This window comes from Alloyangia mangrovi, assembly GCF_002300555.2.
GTDB lineage: Bacteria > Pseudomonadota > Alphaproteobacteria > Rhodobacterales > Rhodobacteraceae > Salipiger > Salipiger mangrovi.
Genome location: NZ_NTHN02000006.1, coordinates 1 through 21,336 on the forward strand (window position 1 = coordinate 1; position 21,336 = coordinate 21,336).

Consider the following 21,336-nt stretch of genomic DNA (forward strand, 5'->3'; position numbering starts at 1 on the left):
GTGTCCGGACGCCCTCCGCCCCCCCAGCCTCAGCCGGACGAGCCCGCCGCGACCCCGCGCCACCTGATCACCCGCCGCGCCACGCCGCAGGCCGAGGCGCTGTGGGACCGGCTGCAGGTCTTCGAGATCGACACCAGCCATCTCGAGCGCAACCGCATCATCACCGCGAGCCGCGAGGATCCGGCCCATGCCGCCTTCGACGTGCTGCGCACCCGGCTGACCCAGGCGCTGGCCGAGAACGGCTGGACCCGCGTCGGCATCACATCGCCCAGCAAGGGCTGCGGCAAGACCTTCACCGCCGCCAACCTCGCCATCTCGATGTCCCGGCAGGAGGGGCTGCGGGCGCTTCTGATGGACCTCGACCTGCGCAACCCCTCGCTGCACAAGGTCATGGGGGTGCGCGCACCCGGTGCAATGGGAGCCCTGCTGCGCGGCGTGATCCCGCCCGAGGCGCATCTGATGCGCATGGGCGAGAACCGCATCCACGCCGGGCACAACATCGCCTTCGGCTTCAACGAGGTGGTCGAGCCCTATGCCGCCGAGCTGCTCAACGCGCCCGCCACCGCCGAGGTGATCACCTCGATCGAGGCGCGGCTGCAGCCCGACGTGATGCTCTTCGACCTGCCGCCGGCGCTTTACTACGACGATGTCCTGGCCTTCCGGCCGCAGATCGACGGTGTGCTCATGGTGGTCGGCGGCGGGCTGACCACCGAACGCGAGATCCGCGAGGTCGAGCGCCGCCTCGGCACCGAAACCCCGTTGCTCGGCATGGTGCTGAACAAGGCCGAGGGCACCAACCTCAAGAAATACCAATACTGAGAAAGGCGGGCCCCTGGCCCGCCTTTTCACATCGGCTCGCCCTATCGCCGGGTCTGGCCGCCTAGGCGCCGACCCGCGGCAGGAAGCGCTCGATCATCGGCAGCCGGTCGCCAAGCAGGCGCAGCACCCCGAAAAGCACCGCCCCCACCGCCAGCACCAGCGCGGCGATGCCGAGCCCCTTGCCGCGGCGGTCGCGGCGGCTCTTGACCGGCGGGATCGCCACAATCGGCTGGATCCCGAGCACCCGCTCCATCTGCGCCGCGCTGCGCAGCGCCGGGTTCATCAGCTCGGCGGCAAAGGCCGAGATCAGCCCGGCGATCAGGCTCGCCACGGCGCCCACGGCCACCAGCTTGCGGCGGCTCTGCGACGCCGAGACCTCGGGCACCAGCGCCGTCTCGAGCACCTCGAAGCGGTCCGACTGCTGCCGGTCCTCGAGCATCTGGCCCATCTCGGCATCCGCCTTGCGGCGGGTGATCACGCTGTACTGGTCCTGAAGCTGGGTGCGCTCGCGCTCGAGCCCGCTGAGCTCGCGCTCGACCTCGGGGGCGCGGCGAATGGTGTCCTCGATGCCGTCGATGCGCATGGCAATCAGCTGCTTCTGCTCCTGAAGCAGCGCAAGCTGCCGGGCCTGCACGTCTTCGCGCTGGCGGGCGGAATTGGCCTGCAGCGCGACGATGTCCCGGTCAAGCTGCAGCTTGTTGTCCTCGAGCGTGCCGAGCTGGTCGCGCATGGCGGTGAGCCCGGAGGGCAGCGCCTCGGAGTTCTGCTTCTTGAACTCGGCGATACGGCCATCCATCGCCTCGATCTCGGTTTCGACCCGCGCTTCCTCGGCCTCGAAGAAGGCCAGCGCATCGCGCGCCCGCGTCTCGCTGCGGCTGCGCGACATCTCGATCACCGAGTGCATGAGCTCGTTGGCCACGTCCGCGGCCTTCTGCGGATCGTCGAGCCGCACCGTGATCATCAGCCCCGAGGGCTGGTTCTGCGGCGCGTAGACATTCGGATTGGCGCGGATTTCCTGGATCGAGGCGGACTCGCGCATACGGAAGACGCGCTCGTTCATCGGCATCTCGGGAACGGTCACGAAGAGCCCGTGCTCCTGCATGATGCGCACGAGGTTGTCGCGCGACATGATCCGCTGCTCGATGAGCTGCACCCGGCGCGAGGCGGTCTCGGCCGCGCTGGTGGCGCTGGTCGGGTTGGGCGCGACCTGCGCCTCCTCGATCTGGACCACCGCCGTCGCCTCGTAGAGCTTGGGCTGGTTCAGCGCGAAGAACACGGCGATCGCCGTGCCGACCACGAAGGTCAGGACGATCAGACCGAAACGGCGGCGCACTGCGGAGAGCACCTCGGAAAACGACTGTAACTGGTTCACAACAAAACTCCCGCAATGGCCCCCAATGCGATCGGAAAGCGGCACCCCTGCCCCGGCCAATTTGGGGTTGGGACCGGAAGCAGGCGCGCCGCTTTCATGACAAAATCTAGCAATTTTGCCCGGTTTACGCCATGTTTATACGGAGCCATTCGGGAAACACTTCGTGTCCGATGTGGGGATCGCGAACACATTTGCGCCATAAATCCGGGATTTTTCGCCTATCAGCCGTGACGCAAGGCGCAAACCGACAAAATAAGGTCAAAATCCGCGAGCTGAAGCATGGGCAGACCCGCCCCCGCGCCAAGCCCCAATTCCGCCACCATTCGCATCGCGCCAAGCGGCAGGTGTGATTCCATCGCCTCGAAACCGAAGAGCGCCCCGGTCAGCGGGTACTGCGCCTTGTAAGCTGCCTCCTTGGCGCTGAAGATTCGCACCCCGGCGCGCGAAAAGGGCATGGGCGAGAGCCGCGCCAGCTCGGTCACGCTGGCAATGCTGCCGAGCAGTTCGGCACGCATCGGCCGGTCGAGTTCAAGATCGATCCCCAGGCCGCGCCAATCCTGCGCGCGCGCCGCCATGGCAAGGCAGAGCCCCTCGGTGTGGGTGATGCTGGCGACGACCCCCTCGGGCCAGACCGGCGCGCGATCCGCGCCCTTGGGAATGGCAACGCCCGGCAGGCCGAGCTGGCGCAGCGCCGCGCGGGCCGCCAGCCGCCCGCCGGCAAATTCCGCCTGCCGCTTGGGGACCGCGCGAGAAATGCAGTCGCGTTCCTCGGGGAAGAGCTCAGAGAGGTCCTGCACCGGCTCGGACACGGCCCAGACAATCCCCTTCGGCAGCGCGGCCCTGCACAGCAGGTCCCGGAGTTCCTCGGGCCGGGCCATCTCAGGCGGGCCTCCGGGCGCGCATCTCGCGCCGCCGGGCCATCAGGTCGGCCCGCATCTGCGCGCGCGGATTCAGCGGCGCAGCAGCCTCCGGCGCGGCGATGTCCGTCTTCGGCTCCGGCTCCGGCGCTGTCAGGGCGACCGGTGCAACCGCCGCCGCCCGCTTGGTCGCCGGTGTCCTGACCGGGGCGCCCGCCCCGACGGTGAGCCCCGCGACCCGCCCGGCCAGATCCGCCAGCACCGGGAAGCGGAAAATGTCGGTGATCGACAGGCCCTTCGCCCCCAGCGTGTCGCGGATCGCCCGATGCGCCTGCACCGCCAGCAGCGAATGCCCGCCCAGCTCAAAGAAATTGTCCCGCCCGGAAAGGCCCTGCACCCCCAGCACGGTCGACCAGATCTCGGCGATCTGCGCCTCGACCCGGGTTGCGTCCAGCGCCTCCGTGGGCACCGCCTCGGGGGCACTCACCGGCGCCTCGACCGGCTTCGGCGCCGCGCGCCGCGCCAGCGGTGCAGGCAGCGCCTTGCGGTCGACCTTCTTGTTCGGCGTCAGCGGGAAGGCGTCGAGCCTGACGAAATGCGCGGGCACCATGAAGACGGGCAGCCCCCTGGCCATCGCGGCCCGCAGCGCCCCCTCGTCCACCTCGGCAGGCGCGGCGTAATAGCCCACAAGGCGCAGGTCGCCCGGCGTATCCTCGCGCGCCACCACGACGGCCTGCGAAACCCCCGGCTGCGCCTCAATGACGGCCTCGATCTCGCCCAGCTCGATGCGGTAGCCGCGCAGCTTCACCTGGTGGTCGACCCGGCCGATGAAATCGATCCGCCCATCCATCCGCCGCCGCACCAAATCCCCCGTCCGGTACATCCGCCCCGGATGGAAGGGGTTCGCCACGAAGCGCTCGGCGGTGAGGTCCTCGCGACCCCAGTAGCCGCGGGTCACCCCCTCGCCGCCGATCCAGAGCTCGCCCGGCACGCCCACACCCACCGGCTGCTGCACCTCGTCCAGCACGTAGAGCTGCTGGTTGGCGAGCGGCAGGCCGATGTTCACCACGCCCTCGGTACCGCGCGCGTCCTCCGTCGAGGACCAGATCGTTGTCTCGGTCGGCCCGTACATGTTGGTGACCGTGGCCCCGGTGACCCGCCCGAACTCCTCGACCAGCGCCCCGGGCAGCGGCTCGCCGCCGAGGAAGAGGTGATCCACCTTCGACAGCGCAAACCGCGCCTCGTCGTTCATCGCGATCATCCGCGCCATCGAGGGGGTGCATTGCAGGTGGGTCACACCGTGGCGCAGGATCTGCGCGGCGATCGAGAAATCATCCGCCGCCAGCTCCGGCGCAACATTCGCCCGTTTCACCACCTCGGCCAGCGGCCGCAGCCCCTCCAGCACCGTATCCACCGGAATCCCGTAGTCGATCAGGCAGGCAATCTCGCCCACGCCGATGCGTTTGAGCTGCTCGGTCCTCCCCAGCGCGTCCTCGACCGTGCCGAAAAGGCCGCTTTCGGTGAAATACCGCTCGAAAGCGAAGTCCAGGATCGCCTCGAGATCCTCGGGCTCGAGAATGTCGAGGTCCAGATCGAAGGCGTTGTTCACCCCCTTCGGTCGCTTGAACGCCGGGAAGGCCCAGGCGTATTGCTTGATCAGCGCCGCCGCCGAGCGCAGGTACTCGCGCATCGGCCCGCGCGCGGTCTCCCGCGCCGCCTCGCGGGTTTCGGCGATGTAGCTGTGCAGCATCAGCGTGACGGTGAAATCCTTGGGATCCCTGCCCGCTTCGCGCAGCGACGCATGGTAGAGGCGGATCATCTCGGCCACGTCGCCGATGCTTTGGCCCAGCAGGTGCGTCAGCACGTTGCAGCCATGGGTGCCCGCGTCCTTCCAGGTCTGCGGGTTGCCGGCGACGGTCAGCCAGAGCGGCAGCTCCTTCGACACCGGGCGCGGCTGGGTCACCACGTCGAACATCGTGCCGTCCTTGCGCGGGAAGGCCACGGGCCGCCCGGCCCACAAATCCCGAATCTGGGAAATATTCTCGATCACTGCGGCCTTGTTCTCGGGCGGCGTGTTCTCGGGGCGCAGCACGAAGTCATCCGGCTGCCAGCCCGAAGCCAGCGCCAGCCCGGCGCGGCCGTTCGTCAGGTTGTCGATCACCGCCCATTCCTCGGCGATCCGCGCCGGGTGGTGCAGCGGCGAGACGACGGAGCCGGAGCGTACCGCCAAATTCTCGGTCACCGCCGCCACCGCGGCCCCGGTCACCGAGGGGTTCGGATAAGGCCCGCCGAAGGCGTGGAAGTGACGCTCCGGGGTCCAGACAGCGCAGAATCCGTGCCGGTCGCCGAACTTCGCGCCCTCGAGCAGCAGCCGGTACTTGTCGCGCCCGACGCCGTCATCATTGCCCCAGTAGTAGAGCGAGAACGCCATGTGCTGCTCCGACAGCGGCATCGGCCCCTTCGAGATCAGCCCCCGGTCCTCGTCCGAGGTCAGCACCACCTTGAAGCCGCGCGCCAGCGTGTAGAAGAGCTCGAGCACCGAGATGTCGAAGCTGAGCGAGGTGACCGCGAGCCATGTCCCCGCCGGGTCATGCGGCACCACCGCGTCCATGCCGCAAAAGAAGTTCACCACGTTGCGCTGCTCGACCATCACCCCCTTGGGCGTGCCCGTCGAGCCGCTCGTGTAGATCAGATAGGCGATGTCCCCGGGGCCGCTGGTCGCCTCGGGGCGCGTCGCCGGGGCCTGCGCCAGCCGCGGGTCGGCGTCGAGCAGCAGGAGCTGCGCGCCATGTTCCGGCAACGTCTCTGCCAGCGCCGACTGGGTGACGATCACCGGCGGCACCGCTGTCGGCGATATAGTGCTGCAGCCGGTCCGCCGGGTAGGCCGGATCGAGCGGCAGGTAGGCCCCGCCCGCCTTGAGGATGCCAAGCGCCCCGACCAGCAGGTCGACCGAGCGCCGCGTGCAGAGCCCCACCACCACGCCCGGCCCGACGCCCATGCCCTGCAGCACGTTCGCCGTGCGGTTGGCGCGGGCGTCAAGGTCGGCGTAGCTTAGGCTCTGCCCCTCGAAGACCAGCGCCACGGCTTCACGGTCCCTGGCCACCTGCGCCTCGAAGGCGGCCTGAACGGTCAGCCCGCGGCCATGCTCCACGCCGGAGGCGTTCCACAGGTCGATGACCATGGCGCGCTCGGCCTCGGGCAGGATCGGCAGGGCGCGGATCTCGGCATCGCCGGTCAGATGCGTCGCGATCAGCTCCAGTCGGGCGGCGATCAGTTCGGCCTGCGCGGCGGGGATGCGGCCGGTGTCGGCGTGCAGCAGGATGCCCTGCGCGGTCTGCTCGACGGTCAGCACCGCGCCGGGGATCGGCCCGGCGGCAAGGCTCAGTCCAAGCTGCGGCACCTGCGGCGCACCGCTCAGCTCGGGGGCCCGGGCGGGCAGATCGGTGGCAAAACCCCGGCGCCGGCGGGCTTCGGCGATGGCCTCGGCGATGCGCGCCTGCAGCGCCACGGCATCCCCCTCGGCCTCGGCGCGCAGCGGCACCCAGGGGGTGAGGATCCCACTCTTGGCGAGCCCGCTCAGCGCGAGGTCGGCGAGGGCGATGTCACAGGCCCCCTGCGCGTCATGCCGCGCGGCAAAGGCGGCGACGACCGAGCCGAAATCGGCCTCGCCGAACGAAAGCGCCCGGCGGTTGATCGCACCCGCCTGCCTGCCGAGGCCCGGCATCTCGAAGGGGCGCAGCCCCGCCAGCCGGGCGCGCCAGAATTGCTCATGCGGGGCGACGCTGCGGATCGCGGTGTCGATCCGGGCACGCTCGTCCGGCTCCAAGAGGTCCAGCGCCCCGCCGGGCTTGCCGACCTGCGCCACCAGAGCGGGCGCGCCGCAGGGATGGGCGAAATGCGCCAGCCGCAGCGCGCCGCTGCCGCAAGCCACCGTGAGGTGATCGTCGCTGGCCTCGAGGATCTCTCCCGGGGTGCCGCGCCCCTCGATCCCCTGCGCCTCGCCCACCAGCCAGATCCGCCCATTCGCGCGGACCTTGGGGGCCGAGAGCGGGTTGGCATAGCCGCCGTGATCCAGCGCCCGCACCAGCCGGGCGAGATCTGTGGCCGGTTTGGTAAAATCGAGCAGCCCGTGGCCTGACGGCCGGTCGGCCAGCGCGTGATAGCTGCGCTGCGAGAGATCCTGCGGCAGGCGCTTCAGCCCCGTCGCCAGGTGTTCGATGACCTCGTCGAAACTCTCGATGGCGGCCTCGAAAGCCTTGGCGTTCAGCGTCAGCGCGGTGTCGCTGGCCGAGATGTCGAATCCTCTGGTCACGAGGATATCGCCCTCGTCCACGCCGCCCTCGATCATGTGCCAGGTGATGCCGTGGCGGGTCTCGCCCTCGATCAGCGCCCAGATCGGGGCGTTGAGCCCGGCCCGGCGCGGCAGCGGCCCGTCATGGAAGTTCACCGCGCCCTTGGAGGGCAATGCGAGAACATCTGCGGGAATAATGTCCAAATTCGAGATGGAGAGCAGGTAGTCGAAGCCCTTCGGCAGTCGCGAGGCCAACCCGGGACCGGGGGTGACGATCTGGATTCCCTCATTTGATGCCCAATTCCCGATATCGGGATTGCGTGTCACCACCGCCTCTAGGCCATGGCCCGCGCTAAGAAGTTTCTCCGCGCATTGCACCAGCAGGGACTCGTTGCCGATGACGACAGAGCTGAACTTGGCCATCACAGTCTCTCCGCGTTCGTCTCCGCGCTGCCTGTCCCCGCGGGGACGGCACGCTCCGGCGAGGGCCGGAGCAGGGCGCGGAGGTCATGGGATATCAGGTCGTGCAGGAAATGCGCGGGATCGGCGGCGGGCTTGCGCTGGATCACCCGGCGCAGCCGCCAGAGCAGGCCGCCGCAGGCATGCGACAGCGTCGCCAGCGCGGCGTAGCACCGCCCGTGGGTCTTGGCAAAGTAGTGCCAGCGGCTGTCGAGCCAGAAGGTGGGGATGCGGGTCCAGCGCTTCATCCCGGTCGAGACCGAGCCGATGTGCATGACATCGCTGCCGCGCACGTAATGTGTCTGGTGCCCGGCGCGTGCGGCGCGGTGGCAGAGCTCGGTTTCCTCGAAGTAGAGGAAGAATGTCTCGTCAAAGAGGCCGATCTCGTCCAGCACCGCCCGCCGCAGCATCAGCGAGGCACCGGCCAGCCAGTCGACGCGCTGCGTCCCCGCGGGGACGGGCATCGGCACCGCCTTGCGCTTGAGCAGCCGCGAGACCGGGCCGAAACGGGCGGCGCCTTCAAATTCCGACGCGATGGAGGGGAAGCGGAAGGCGGTCATATGCGCCTCGCCGTCCTGGCCATGGAGATAGCTGCCGGCAAGGCCCGCCTCGGAGTGCGCCTCGAGATGCGCGACCAGCGCGCGGATCGCACCCGGCGCGGGGAAGGCGTCGGAGTTCAGCAGGTAGACGTAGTCGGGGCAGCTGCCGTCCGACATGCCGGCGCGGATGCCGATGTTGTTGCCCGCGCCGAAGCCGCCGTTGTGGTCCGAGCCGATCAGCCGGATCGGCGCGCCCTTCGCCCAGTCCTCGGCCGCGAGCGCTGCCTTCATCTCTTCGTAGGATCCGTCGCCGCTGGCGTTGTCGACGATGACGAGCTCGGCATCGAGTCCCTGCATAGCGCGAAGCGCCGCCTGCACCGAGCGCAGGGTCATCTCCGCGGTGCGGTAGTTGAGCGATATGACGAGCACGCGCGGCATCGGTCTACTCCGCGGCACGGGCAGTGAACGGCGGCGCCTCGCCCGGCGCCGGAGCCACCTCGGCCTCGGCAATGGCCTGCCGCATCAGCGCCGCCAGCACCCGCACGTTGGGTTCGAGCACCATGGAGTCGTGATCGCCCGGCACCTCGTGCACCTCGACCCCGGGCACATATTGGCCCCAGTCGTTGTCGGCCAGCACGTAGGCGCGCTCCGAGTTCACCATGCGACCGCCACCGACCTGCCACTTGCCGACCAGCGGCGGGCGGTAGAGCACCAGGCGCCCATCCCACGGGCGGACATTGTACCGCGCCACGGCCTGCAGGAAGGCGGCCTCGATCTCGGCATTGTGGAAGGCGTGTTCGGCGCCGGTGACCGCGCTGGCGCGGCGCTTGGCGATCTCCCAGCGCAGGCGGTTGCGGGCCCAGACCAGCGGATAGAGCGGACCCTTGTCCCTGGCCTCATGCCACTGGATACGCAGCCGGTCACCGCGTTCGAGCGGGCGGCGCGTCGGCAGCGGCGTGTCGAGCAGCACGCAGAGCGCGACCTCTTCGCCCATGGCCCCGAGCTGGCGGGCGATCTCGTAGGCGGTGATCCCTCCGCCCGAGAAGCCGCCGAGCATGTAGGGGCCCTCGGGCTGCACCTGCCGCATCTCGGCGATGTAATCGGCGGCGGCAGCCTCGATGGTCGCATGCGGCGCTTCGCCGCCATAGAGCCCCTTGGCCTGCAGCCCGTAGCAACGCCGGTCGGCGCCCAGCAGATGTGCGAGGTGTCGCAGGTTGAGCACGTTGCCGAACATGCCCGCCACGAGGAAGAACGGCCGGCGCGGCCCACCCTCGCCGTCGTGCATCGGCACAACGTGGGTGAAGCGGCGCTCGGGCGTCTTCGGCGCTTCGCTCGCGGCTTCACCCGCATGCCCCGTGCGCTCGGCGATGAGCGCGGCGCAGCGGCGGATGGTCGGCGCCTCGAAGAGTACCGAGATCGGGAAATCGACGCGGAAGGCCTTGCGCACCATGGCAAAGAGCCGCACGGCGATCAGGCTGTGCCCGCCGAGATCGAAGAAGCTGTCCTCGGCCCCCACGCTCTGCACCCCCAGAAGCTCTTGCCAGAAGCCTGCCAGGGTGCGTTCGATCTCGCCCTCGGGGGCGACGTAGTCACTGTCGAGCTGCGGCCGCTCGAAACTCTGCCCCTCGGGTTTCTCGAGGCTCATGGCGGCACTCTGCCGGGTGAGCTGGTCGAGATCCACGGACGAGACCACCACCTGCGGCAGGCCGAGCCGCAGCGCACGAGCAAAGGCCTCGATGCCTTCCTCGGGCAGGATGCCCTGCGACAGGCTGTCGGCGAGCCGTTCCTCGGCGGGCGAGAGTGGCTGCGCGGCACCGTCGTCCTCGGTCTCCAGCTCGGCGGCGGTGAGCCGCGGCGCGGCCTGCAGCTGCTCGGGCGTGTCGAGACGGCGCAGTGTGAAGCCGTCGATCTCGACCAGCACGCTGCCATCGGGCGCGCAGAGGGTGACGTCGAAGCTGGCGGATCCGCTCTCGGCCTGGGTGTCCACGGCAGTGCGAACCCAACTCACGATCCGCCCCGGCAGCGGCGCGTGTACGCGGACTCGGGAATAGGAAACCGGCACCCAGAGGTGGGTCGGAGCCCAGCCCGCGATCAGCGCCATCGCCCAGCCAGTGGCAATGTCGCACAGCGCCGGGTGCAGCAGGCAGCCGTCCCGCGCCGCCTCGGCCGGCAGCGAGAGATCGGCGATCCCCTCGCCCTGCCCCAGCGCCGCGGCGTCGAGCACCTTCCAGCGCGGGCCGAAGGCGAGCTGCTCTTCCTGTGCGGCGGCAAGCTTGCCGCCGCGCGGCGCGCGCTCGGGGGCGGCGCAGCGGGCGCGGAGTGCTTTCAGGTCAAGCCGAGCAGGGCGCGGCAGCGGCAGGAGAGAGAGCGTGGCCTGCGCGGTGAGCGCAAAGCCGTGGCGTCCGTTCAGCGTGGCATCTCCCAGCACCTCGAAGCCGTATCCCTCGTCCCGGCGCGTGAGGCGCAGGCGGAGATCGCGGGGCCTCTCGTCGGTCACCCTCAGCGGGCGCAGGAAGGTGAGATCGCGGATCTCGAAGCGCTGCTCCTCGCGCTGCGCCTTCAGGGCATGGGCGGCGAGGGTCAGGTAGCCGGTGCCGGGCAGCAGCGCGTCGCCGGCGCGGGTGCGGTGCTCGTCGATGATCCAGTCAGCCGTCGAGAGCGTGCTGGTGAAGAGACGGTTGCCCCGTGCGTCGAACGTTGCCTCGCCGAGCAGCGGCAGGCCGGTGGGCTCCACCGGTTGCGCGGGTTGATCGCAGCTGCGCGCGGCGACGGCCTCGGCGGCCATGCCGACCTCGTTCCAGATGCCCCAGTTGATCGCCGTGACCTGCGTCTGCCCGCCGGCGCGGGCGCGGGCGAAGGCGTTGAGGAACTCGTTGGCGGCGACGTAATCCACCTGCCCCGCCGGGGCGGTGACGGTGGAGGAAGACGAGAAGAGCGCGATCCAGTCCGTGGACCCGTCGGGGAAGACCTCGCCCAGTACCTGCGTGCCGTGGATCTTCGGGGTGAAGACAGCCTCGACCGAGGCCGGTGTCTTGGTGAGCAGCGGCGCGTCGTCGATGACGCCCGCGCCGTGGATCACCCCGGTGATGCGGCCGAAGCGCGCTTCGGCTTCGTCCCGTGCGGCCTGAAGCTGGGCGCGGTTGCAGACATCGGCGGCGATCACGAGGATCTCGGCCCCGGCCTCTTCCAGCGCCAGCACGGCACGGATGCGGCGCGCGATGGGGTCCTGCGGCGCGTGGCGGGCAAGGTATCCGGGCCAGTCCCCGCGCGCAGGCAGCGCGCTGCGGGCGACGAGGATCAGCTTTGCGCCATGCCGGGCGAAGGCCATGCCGAGCGTCAGGCCGATGCCTCCGAAGCCGCCGGTGAGCAGGTAGGTCCCCTGCCCCGGCGGCAGTGCGGCTTCGGGCAGCGGCACGGAGGCCATGATGCATTCATAGCGGCGGCCGCCGCGCAGGGCGGCACTCGCATCCCCGGGCTCGGCGAGCAGGTCCTCGAGCACGAGATCGGTGAGCCGGGCGAAGGCCTGCGCGCGGGTGGCCTCGGCCTTGCGGCGGGTAAAAAGGGTGCCAGTGGCGGGCCCGGGCAGGACAAGGTCGAGCGTTTCGACACGAACACCGGGGAATTCGCGCGGGATGACCCGGGCGGGACCGGCGATGGTGGACTTGGCGGGATGCACCAGCGGCTCGCCCTGCACCTGCGCGGCGCCGGTGGTCAACACGGTTATCTGCAGCGGGCGCGGCAAGGACTCCTCGGCCATGGCCTGCGCGAGGAAGAGCAGCGAGTAGAAGCCTTGCTCCTGCACCCGATGGAAGAAGCTGGAGCCGGGGCGGTGCCCCTCGCCCTCGGTGACCAGCCAGAAATGCGCAACTCGGGTGGGCACATGCCCGCGCAGGGCCAGATCCTGCAGCAGCAGGTCATAGCCCTCGCGGCCGCGTTCGGGCGGCAGGACATACGAGCTCTCCGAGAGGCGGATGAAGGCGTCGCCGGGGCGCACCTCGATCACCTCGTGCCCGGCCGCACTGAGCCGCGCCGCGCAGCGGTCGGCGAGCCCGGCCTCGTCCATGAACATAAGCCAGACCTGCGGTTCGGCTTCCGAGAGCGCCTCGGTGACGTCCAGCGCGGCCTTGGCGGTGCGCGGGCGCCAGACCGGCTTCCAGCCCCAGCTGCTCAGGTCGTCGCTGCGCAGGAGGTGCTTCGGCGCGGGTTCGGCCTGCTTGCCGGGCGCGATGAAATAGGGTGCGCGCTGGAAGGCGTAGGTCGGCAGCACCACGCGGTTGCGGCGGGCCCCGCCCCAGACCTGCGCCCAGTCGATCTCGGCCCCGAGCGCCCAGAGACGGCCCAGAACCTCGAACATGTAGCGATCGTCGGCGATCTCTTCGTCGGGGTGGCGCAGCGAACTCAGCACCTGCTGACCCGGCACCGCGGGGTGCTGGCCGGCGAGCGAGGAGAGCGCCTTGCCCGGGCCGACCTCGAGGAAGATGCGGCTCTGCTGCTCGGCAATCGTTGCCACGCAGTCGGCGAAATGGACGGTGCCGCGCAGATGCTCGACCCAGTAGTCGGGGCTTGTGGCCTCGTCGTCGGTCATCCAGCTGCCGCTGCGGTTCGAGGTCAGCGGAATGCGCGGCGGGCTGAGATCGATGGAGCGCAGGTAGGCGCGGAACTGCTCGAGGATCGGAGCGAGCATGCGGCTGTGCGCGGCGACGTCGATGGCGATACGCTGGCAGTCGATGCCGTCCGATATCAGTCTCTGTTCAAGCGAATTCAGCGCCTCTGCAGGCCCCGAGGCCACCGAGAGCTCGGGCGCATTGACCGCGCCGAGGTCGAGATCGTCACCAAGGTAGCCCTGCAGCGTCTCGGCGGGCAGGCTGACCGAGAGCATGCCGCCCGCGGGCACCGTGTCGAAGAGCCGTCCGCGCAGGTGCACGAGGCCGATGCAATCCTCGAAGCTCATCACACCCGCGATGCAGGCGGCGGTGTTCTCGCCCATGGAATGGCCCGCAAGGGCGGCGGGCTCGATGCCCCAGCTCATCCAGAGCTTCGCCAGCGCCACCTCGGTCATCAGGATCAGCGGCAGTTGCAGGGAGGGCCGCTTCAAGGCCTCGTCGGCGGCGCGCTTCGCCTCGGGCGCGGGCAGCCAGAGGGCGCGGATGTCCTCGTCGGTGATCTCGGCCAGCGCGGTCAGCCCGCGGTCCATCCAGTCGGCGAAAACAGGCTCTGTTTCATAGAGATCGCGTGCCATGCCGGCGTATTGCGCGCCGCCTCCGGGGAACAGGAAGGCGATGTCGGGCCGGTCGAGCGCGCCGTGGGTATGCACCCGGCGGGGGGGTGTTTTCCTCCAGCAGGCGCGCGGCCTCGTCATGGCTCGCGGCCACCACCACGCGGCGTTTCTCGAAGGCGCGGCGTCCCTCCTTGAGGGTGAAAGCTATGTCAGCCAGCGGCTGCTCGGGGTGGGCGCGCAGATGGGCGGCGAGGCGCTTCGCGTTCTCCTCCAGCGCCGCCTTGCTGCGGCCCGAGAGGGTGAGGATCTGGAACGGCCAGTCGCTCTGCTCCGAGGCTGGGCGCAGGGGCGCCTCCTGCAGCACGACATGGGCGTTGGTGCCGCCGACGCCAAGCGAGTTGACCCCGGCGCGGCGCGGGTGATCGCCGCGCGCCCACGCCGTCAGGGTGTCATTGACCACAAAGGGCGAGGTCTCGAAATCGATGGCGGGATTGGGTTTCTCGTAGCCCAGCGAGGGCGGCATCTGCCCGTGGTGCAGCGCCAGCGAGGTCTTGATCAGGCTCGCAACCCCGGCGGCAGTGTCGAGGTGGCCAATGTTGGTCTTCACCGAACCGATGCGGCAATGCCCTTGTTTAGAGCCGCTTGCCGAGAAGGCCTGGGTCAGCGCCGCGACCTCGATGGGATCGCCGAGATAGGTGCCGGTGCCGTGGCATTCGACATAGTCGATGCTGTCCGAGCCGACGCCCGCCACGGCCTGTGCCTCGGCGATGGCCTGCGCCTGGCCGTCGACCGAAGGCGCGAGATAGCCCGCCTTGCCCGCGCCGTCGTTATTGATCGCCGAGCCCTTGATGACCGCCCAGATGTGATCGCCGTCGGCAATGGCATCCCCGAGGCGGCGCAGCACCACGACCCCGGCGCCGGAGCCGAAGACCGTGCCCTGCGCGCGATGGTCGAAGGCGTGGCATTCCCCGTCGGGCGAGAGGATCTCGTTCTCGCGGTACAGATAGCCGCGCTTCTGCGGCAGCTCGATGGTCACCCCGCCCGCCAGCGCCATGTCGCATTCCCCTCCCAGAAGCGCCTGAACGGCGAAATGGGTGGCGACGAGCGAGGTCGAACAGGCGGTCTGCACGTTGACCGACGGCCCGTGCAGGTCGAGCACATAGCTCAGCCGGGTGGTCAGGAAGTCCTTGTCGTTGCCGGTATGGCGCAGCAGGAACAGGCCCGTATTGTCGACGAGATCGGGGTTCGAGCAGAGGTTGACGTAGAAATAGCTGCCCATGCCGACGCCGCCGAAGACGCCGATGGCGCCGTCGAAGTTCTGGGGCACGTGGCCGGCGGTCTCGAGCGCCTCCCAGGCGGTCTCGAGGAACTGCCGGTGCTGCGGGTCCATGATCGCCGCGTCCTTTGGGGCGAAGCCGAAGAACTCGGCGTCGAACATCTCGAAGCCGTCCAGCGGCGCGCCGAAGGGCACGTAGTCGCGGTGACGCAGCAGGCCCGGGTCTTCGCCGGCGGCGCGCAGCTCGTCCTCGGTGAAGCGGCGGATGGCGCGGCGGCCTTCGCGCAGGTTCGTCCAGTAAGTGGCGATATCGGCGGCGCCGGGAAGATGCGCGGCCATGCCGACAATGGCGATGTCCGTCTCGGCGATACCCGTCTCGGCAATGTCACGTTGACTGTCCAAGAAGCCTTCCTCACTCGTACAAACCCGCGACCTCATGCTCCGTAAAGACCGATTACGGAGAAAATTGGGCGCAATTCGGCATGACGCACCGTCGCGGGAAACAAAGCGGGGCAGGCCTCGGCACTGTCCGCCGCGAAGGACAGTATCAGGCGAGCCCCCGGCTGTCTCGGGTGGCCGTGGCCGCAGGCGCAGGGGCGGCGGGACTCACCAGCCCTGGGCGCTCAGCGCGGTGACGGCGGACCAGTTGAGCGTGATGGAAAGCGCCGCGAGCGCCGCGCCGAAAAGCGCGAAGCACAGGTCGTGCAGCGGGTCCCAGACGCCCATGCGTCGCGCCAGCCAGACCACGACCGGATAGGCCAGCGCGAAGGCCGCACCGTAGCCGAGCAGCGCGCCGATCAGCCCGTGGGTTTCCAGCCCGACGAGGATACAGCCCACCATCAGCAGCGCCCGCGCCAGCGCCAGCACGAAGAAGCTGCGGCTGTCGCCCGCCGCCAGTGCCGCCTGGTCGTAGGTCTGTACGATGATCTGCGGCATCTGCATGCAGGCGATGAGCACCGTCACCGCCCCGGCGGCGAGGTAGCGCTCGTCGTACATCAGCTCGACCAGCGCGTGGCCGCAGACGGCGAAGCTGGCGACCAGCACCAGAAGCGCGCCGGTCACCGAGAAGCGCATCTTGCGCAGGCGCAGGAAGTTCTGGCGGCTTTCGCGCGGCGGGCTCTCGCGGTAGATCGGGATCAGCACCTTGCGCGTCACTATGCCGCCCAGCAACATCGGGAAGGAGGCGAGGAAGTAGCCGATGTTGTAGACCCCGAAGGCGTCGAGGCTGAGGTACTTGCCGATCAGGATCTTGTCGCCCTGGCTGAAGAAGAAGCCGCAGACGGTCGACAGGAAGATCCACTTGCCGAAGTTCACCAGTTCGTGCCGCGCCTCGGGCTCCATGCGGAAGCGGTTGCGGCCCCCGGCGAGCAGCAGCGAGTTGGCGATCACCTCGAAGAGGCTGCTGATCAGCCCCGAGAGCACCAGCGACCAGACCGAGCCGGTGGCCCATGCCAGCAGCACCGCGCTGCCGACGCCGATGGTCTGCGTGGCCAGCTCGAGCAGGGTGACCCTGCCGAGCAGCAGGTGGCGGTTGGCGCTGTCCATGCGGGTCGGGCGAAAGCCGACGATGAACAGCGACAGCCCCGCCACGGGCAGCAGGTGCAAGAGCTGCGGCTCGGCGTAGAAGAGCGACATCGGCCAGGCCAGAACGCAGGCACTGAGCCAGAGGCCGATGCCGCGCAGCACCTGGATGGTCCAGGCGGTGTCGAGGAAATCGCGGTCGTCGCCGCGCTTGCTCTGCAAGATCGCCGGGGTGACGCCCACGTCCGAGAACTGCATGAGCCCCATCAGGAAGACCGAGACCAGCGCCATGAGGCCGAAAGCCTCGGGGAAGAGCAGCCGGGTGAGGATCAGGTTGCTGCCGAGCCGCAGCGCCTGGGAAAAGCCGAAGCTGCCCACGGTCAGCAGCGACGAGCGCAGCACCCGGGCGCGAGCGAGGCGCCGGAAAAGCGTCGGATCAGGGCGGTTGTCACCGGCTGCGGCTCCACTCCGGGCGGACCTGCGGCGTCAGCCGGACCAGCAGCGCGACGCCGCTGTAGACGGCAAAGCCGATCGGGTCGCGCAGCGCCATGCGCAGCTTCCCGATGGCCGAGAGCGGCAGCTTGTCGTCATTGCCCAGGAGCCGCGGGTAGAGCTTGCCGACCTCCGCCACCCCGGCGTCCTGCCTCCGGCGCACGCGGACCAGCGCGGCCAGCCCCTCGGCGATGGGCCATTCGTAATGGGCGGGCACCGAGGCGCGCTCGTCGGGGGTGAAGCTGAGCCGCACGAAGGTATCGTCCGAGATGATGTCGGGAAATTCCGGCCAGCGGGCACGGCCCTCGGCGTTGACCGCGAAGACCCCGCAGCCCGGCACACCGTCCGACATGAAGGGCACCTGCCGCCAGGTCCGGGCATAGGCGCGGGCGGCCCAGCCATGGGCGGTGATCCGCAGCCGTCCGCTGGCATAGCGCGCGCCGGGCCGGGACAGGGCGGCGTGGAGCTGCGCCAGCAGCGCCTTGCTGACCGTCACGTCGGCGTCGAGGTAGATGCGGATGCCCGACCCTGCCTCGGCGTCCCCGGCGTTGAGCGCGGCGAGCTTGCCGCCCTCTGCACGCTCGATCACCCGCAGGCTCCAGCCACGCGCGGCGAAACCCTCGACGAAGCCGCGGGCGCGCTCGGCGGTGTCGTCGATGCAGCCATTGGCTATGACGATGACCTCGGGCGCGGGGCTGTCCCCGGGCCAGTCCGAGGCCAGCAGGGCCTTAAGACACGCGCCGATCAGCGCGCTCTCGTTGCAAGCTGGCAGGATCACCGACACCGCGGGACTGCCAGGAAACTGATACTCGTCAGATGCCATGATCCGTACCAAGGACGACACACATGCCTATGTCCTGCACCAGGACGGGGTAGCTTTGCCAGCAAACTATGGCCAAAGAATGATTTGAGGGAGTTTGTGGTTTAATTGTCGACGGCCGTCCCGGCCTGCCGTTCGACGCGTGGGGGGTTCCGGTGTCGCAAAACCTTCGGATCGGTTATCTCGTCCCCCAGTTCCCGGGGCAGACGCATATCTTCTTCTGGCGCGAGGTGCAGGCGCTCGAGGCGATGGGCCACGAGGTGCACCTTCTGTCGACCCGCGTGCCGCCCGCTGGGCTGATCGCGCACAGCTGGTCCAAGGAAGCCATCGCGCGCACCACCTATCTTGGCGAGATTCGCCCGCTGGCCGCGGCCACCACGCTGGCCCGTCTGCTGCCGCGGGGGCTGGCGCTGGACCTCCTGCGCGAGGGGCCGGGCTTTGCCCGGGACACGGCCCTGACCCTCTCGGCCGCCGAGGCGCTGCGGGACTACACGCGCGAGCATCAGCTCGACCACGTCCACGTGCACAGCTGCGCCCGCGCCGCCCTGGTCGCCAATCTCGCGCAGAGACTCGGCGGCGCACCCTATTCGCTGACCCTGCACGGGCCGCTGTCGGATTACGGCCCCGGCCAGCGGGTGAAATGGCGGGAGGCGACCTTTGCCACGGTGATCACCCGCAAGCTGACGGATGAGCTGCATGCGGCGCTGGGGGACAACCTGCCGCCGCGCATGGTGATCCGTCCGATGGGCGTCGACACCGAGGTGCTGCGCCGCGAGGCCCCCTATGTGCCACCCGAAAAGGGCCGGCCGGTGCGGCTCTTTTCCTGCGGTCGGTTGAACGTGGTGAAGGGCCACCAGGACCTGATGTCGGCGGTGCGCCAGCTGCTCGACCAGGGCGTCGACGTGCGGCTCGAGATCGCCGGCGAGGACGACGCAGGCGGCAGCGGCTACCGCGCCGAGCTCGAAGCGCATCTTCGCAAGCTGCGGCTGCGCGACCACGTGAAGCTCCTCGGGGCAATCGACGCGGGGGCGGTGCGCGACAAGCTGCTCTCGGCGCATGTCTTCGTGCTGGCCTCGTGGCACGAGCCGCTCGGCGTCGCCTACATGGAGGCGATGGCCTGCGGCCTGCCGGTGATCGGCACCGACGCGGGCGGGGTGCGCGAGCTGATCGACGACGGGCATTGCGGCAAGCTGGTGCCGCCGAAGGACCCGACGGCGCTGGCAAGGGCGATCCGCGATCTGGCACAGAATCCCGAGACCGCGCGGCGCCTTGGTGCGGCGGGACGGGAACGCGTCGAACGGGACTTCCGCGCCAGCCTCGGCGCCGAGACGCTGATCGAGGAAATCCTGCGCGCGCGGCAATAGGCGCAAAAGCCTTCGATGGGTTTTGCACCTCTCTTCGAAGAGAGGTGCGGCTCATAGACCGGCGGTGGGAAGTTCTGTCTCGGGCGCCGCTTCGAAGCTCAGCAATTCAACGGCGAAGAGCGTCACCCGGCCCTTGCCCCCCTCAGCGACCAACCTTCCCGCCGCATCGCGCGAAAAGGTGTAATCCCCCTGCGCCCCCGGCAGCAGCGCCCGGTCCTCGCCCGCGCCGCCGTTGAGGTGATCGTCGCTGCCCTTGCCGATCAGCAGGTCGTCCCCGGTGCCGCCAAGCAGGACGTCGGGCCGCGCACTGCCCTCCAACGTCTCGCCCCCGGGTCCGGCGCGCAGCTGCAGCCCGTCGTCGAAGGTGCTGGCGGCGCGCTCTTCCCAGCCGGTCGGCGCCGAGGCATTGTAGCTCATCAGCATGTCCCAGCGCGGATTCGCGTCATCGAGATGCCGCAGCCCGCCCCAGCTGCCCCATTGCGAGGCCGGGGCGACATCGACGAAGGCATTGAAGAGCGTGCCCCCCCGCCGCGATCCAGCCACTCAGCAACTGCTCGTAGAGTTTGGCCATCTCGGGGCTGTAGTTGAACTGTTCGAAAAAGTCGGTGAGCCTCTCGTCCTGCAGCCGCTCGGCCTGCGCCGCGACATGCGTGCCGCCCTCGTACATCACCAGCCGCAGCCCCGCGGTTTCAGCGACTTCGGCGTGATAGGGCAGGATCTCTCCGGTCAGCTCGGCGAGCGAGCCCTCCTGCAGCGCCAGAGCCACGGGCAGCATGGCAGCGTCGAAACGGTGGTCTTTGACATATTCGCGCAGGGCGACGCGGCGCAGCCCTTGTTCTTCGCCCTCCTCCTGCGCCTGCATCTCGGCGCGCGCGAGCCAGTCGTCTACCTGCCCCGCCATCTCCGCACCGCCGAGCTCGTAGCCGAAGTAACCCGCGACGGCGTAGGCGTCGAAGCTCTGCTGCGGCGCACGGCCGAGCGCCAGATAGGCCAGCGGTGCGGTGAGGATCTGCTCCTCGAGCCCCGGCCAGCCGGTGTGGGTGGAGATCACCCGCACGATCCGCTCGTCTGCCTCCGCGCCGTAGACCTCGCTCCAGATGTCCATGATCTGCGCGGCGCGCAGCGCGTAGAACTGGATCCAACCCGACTCCGAACGCCCCCAGCGCGCCTCGGCCTGCTGCGTCGCCCATTGCGCCTGCGGGAAGATGAAGTTCCAGACCTCGTTGGAATATTCGACATAGGCCTTGAGCCCCGGATCAAGTCGCGCCTTCACCAGCTCGGCGAAATGCCGGACGTAGTCGTCATCGGCCATATGCGGCAGGGTGAACCACGGGTCGACGCCGACTTCGTTGGCGAGGGCGATCATCACCTCGGGCGGCACACCCCAGGCGGTCCAGGTGGCATCGCTGAGGCGCGGGCGGTCGTCCCAGCGCTGCACCGGCGAGCCGTTGGTCATCATCCAGTCCATGAAGCGCAGGCTGCGCAGGTCGTGAATGCGCGCCAGCCAGGCGGGGTTGAACAGCGCCCCGGCCTCGAAGAGCGGCATCTGATCCTCGCGCACCACGTGGATGTCGCGGATCGGATCGTCGGGCTCCGTGGCCGAGATCGAGATGCCCACCGAGCCCTCGCCCGGCGCGTAGTCGAAGAGCGCCCGGCCCTCCTCCATGCGCACGCGGCTGGCGCGGCCGGTGAGCCGCAGATCGCCCTTGCCCTGCCAGAGCACCACGTAGGTGCCGCGCAGGTGCTGCGCGGCCTCGGGCTGGTCGGTGAGCAGCAGCGCTTCCAGACGCTCGACCCCGTCGGGGATGCGCAGCGGCCAGCCGTCCTCGTCCAGCGCGCCGAGGGCGCGGAGCGCGTCGATTTCCACTCCTCCCCATTGCCCGGGCAGGTGGCCGATCCACGGCCGCGAGGATTTCATCAGGTCGATGAACGGGTGCTGGGTGGACCAGTCAGAGAGCCCGTTGAGCCCCATGGCCAGCGCCGGGGCACCCTCGGGGCGGGCCTCGGCGTCGGGCAACGCCAGATCGGGGCGCGGTGGCAGGGGCGCGGTGGCGGCAGGCAGCGGCGGCGGGTTCAACCCCGGCTTCGACGGCGGCCTGCCCGGGCGCTTCCGGCTGCGGCGCGACCGCAGCCTGCTCGGGCAGCCCCTCCGAGACCACCTGCCAGACGTGTGCGGCGATCTGCGGGTAGGCGGCGGTGATCTCGCGGTCGATCTCGGGCGGCGGCGCATAGCCTTCGGGCGGCGGCGCGCCATAGAGCGCGCTGTAGGTTACCATGGCGGCGAGGAAGTAGAGCGAAGGCGTCCCG

Annotated in this window: 9 protein-coding genes and 2 pseudogenes; 2 read left to right on the forward strand and 9 right to left on the reverse strand. The window is 69.6% G+C overall.

Going from position 1 to position 21,336, the window contains the following annotated elements:
* The coding region (locus CLG85_RS04725; RefSeq protein ID WP_260348509.1) for a CpsD/CapB family tyrosine-protein kinase at window positions 1-819 on the forward strand (819 nt) is incomplete at its 5' end.
* A 61-nt stretch (window positions 820-880) separates the two neighbouring features.
* Here CLG85_RS04725 and CLG85_RS04730 read toward each other — a convergent pair.
* The 7 genes and pseudogenes from CLG85_RS04730 to CLG85_RS04760 form a co-directional block, all read right to left on the reverse strand.
* On the reverse strand, window positions 881-2,191 hold the full coding sequence (locus CLG85_RS04730; protein ID WP_095883994.1) for a GumC family protein: 1,311 nt from the start codon (window positions 2,189-2,191) through the stop codon (window positions 881-883).
* Between the two features lie 221 nt (window positions 2,192-2,412).
* Window positions 2,413-3,069, reverse strand: coding sequence for a 4'-phosphopantetheinyl transferase family protein (locus CLG85_RS04735; RefSeq protein ID WP_260348510.1), 657 nt, complete (start codon window positions 3,067-3,069; stop codon window positions 2,413-2,415).
* 1 nt (window position 3,070) lies between these two features.
* Window positions 3,071-7,763: pseudogene (locus CLG85_RS04740) on the reverse strand (MupA/Atu3671 family FMN-dependent luciferase-like monooxygenase).
* Window positions 7,763-8,776, reverse strand: a complete 1,014-nt coding sequence (locus CLG85_RS04745) for a glycosyltransferase family 2 protein (protein WP_095883029.1) — start codon at window positions 8,774-8,776, stop codon at window positions 7,763-7,765. The pseudogene CLG85_RS04740 and the gene CLG85_RS04745 overlap by 1 nt, the downstream one beginning before the upstream one ends.
* Before the next feature lie 4 nt (window positions 8,777-8,780).
* A pseudogene (locus CLG85_RS04750) lies at window positions 8,781-15,171 on the reverse strand (type I polyketide synthase).
* Between the two features lie 267 nt (window positions 15,172-15,438).
* Complete coding sequence (locus tag CLG85_RS04755; protein WP_311734957.1) at window positions 15,439-16,755, reverse strand: oligosaccharide flippase family protein; 1,317 nt, start codon at window positions 16,753-16,755, stop codon at window positions 15,439-15,441.
* Between the two features lie 46 nt (window positions 16,756-16,801).
* Window positions 16,802-17,668, reverse strand: coding sequence for a glycosyltransferase family 2 protein (locus CLG85_RS04760; protein ID WP_260348511.1), 867 nt, complete (start codon window positions 17,666-17,668; stop codon window positions 16,802-16,804).
* Between the two features lie 152 nt (window positions 17,669-17,820).
* Here CLG85_RS04760 and epsE point away from each other — a divergent pair, with 152 nt between their 5' ends.
* Entirely contained in the window at window positions 17,821-19,029 is a 1,209-nt protein-coding gene (gene epsE / locus CLG85_RS04765; RefSeq protein ID WP_095884160.1) for an exopolysaccharide biosynthesis GT4 family glycosyltransferase EpsE, read from the forward strand.
* A gap of 51 nt (window positions 19,030-19,080) precedes the next feature.
* Here the strand turns inward: epsE and CLG85_RS04770 are convergent, their stop codons facing one another.
* Window positions 19,081-19,572: a hypothetical protein gene (locus CLG85_RS04770; RefSeq protein WP_260348512.1), complete on the reverse strand. Its 492-nt coding sequence runs from the start codon at window positions 19,570-19,572 to the stop codon at window positions 19,081-19,083.
* On the reverse strand, window positions 19,472-21,106 hold the full coding sequence (locus CLG85_RS04775) for a hypothetical protein (protein WP_260348513.1): 1,635 nt from the start codon (window positions 21,104-21,106) through the stop codon (window positions 19,472-19,474). The genes CLG85_RS04770 and CLG85_RS04775 overlap by 101 nt, the downstream gene beginning before the upstream one ends.
* Window positions 21,107-21,336 lie beyond the last annotated feature (230 nt).

Coding starts and splice junctions, on each gene's coding strand:
- CLG85_RS04735 (WP_260348510.1), bottom strand. CDS start 3,069: ATGGCCCGGCCCGAGGAACTCCGGGACCTGCTGTGCAGGGCCGCGCTG.
- CLG85_RS04745 (WP_095883029.1), bottom strand. CDS start 8,776: ATGCCGCGCGTGCTCGTCATATCGCTCAACTACCGCACCGCGGAGATG.
- CLG85_RS04760 (WP_260348511.1), bottom strand. CDS start 17,668: ATGGCATCTGACGAGTATCAGTTTCCTGGCAGTCCCGCGGTGTCGGTG.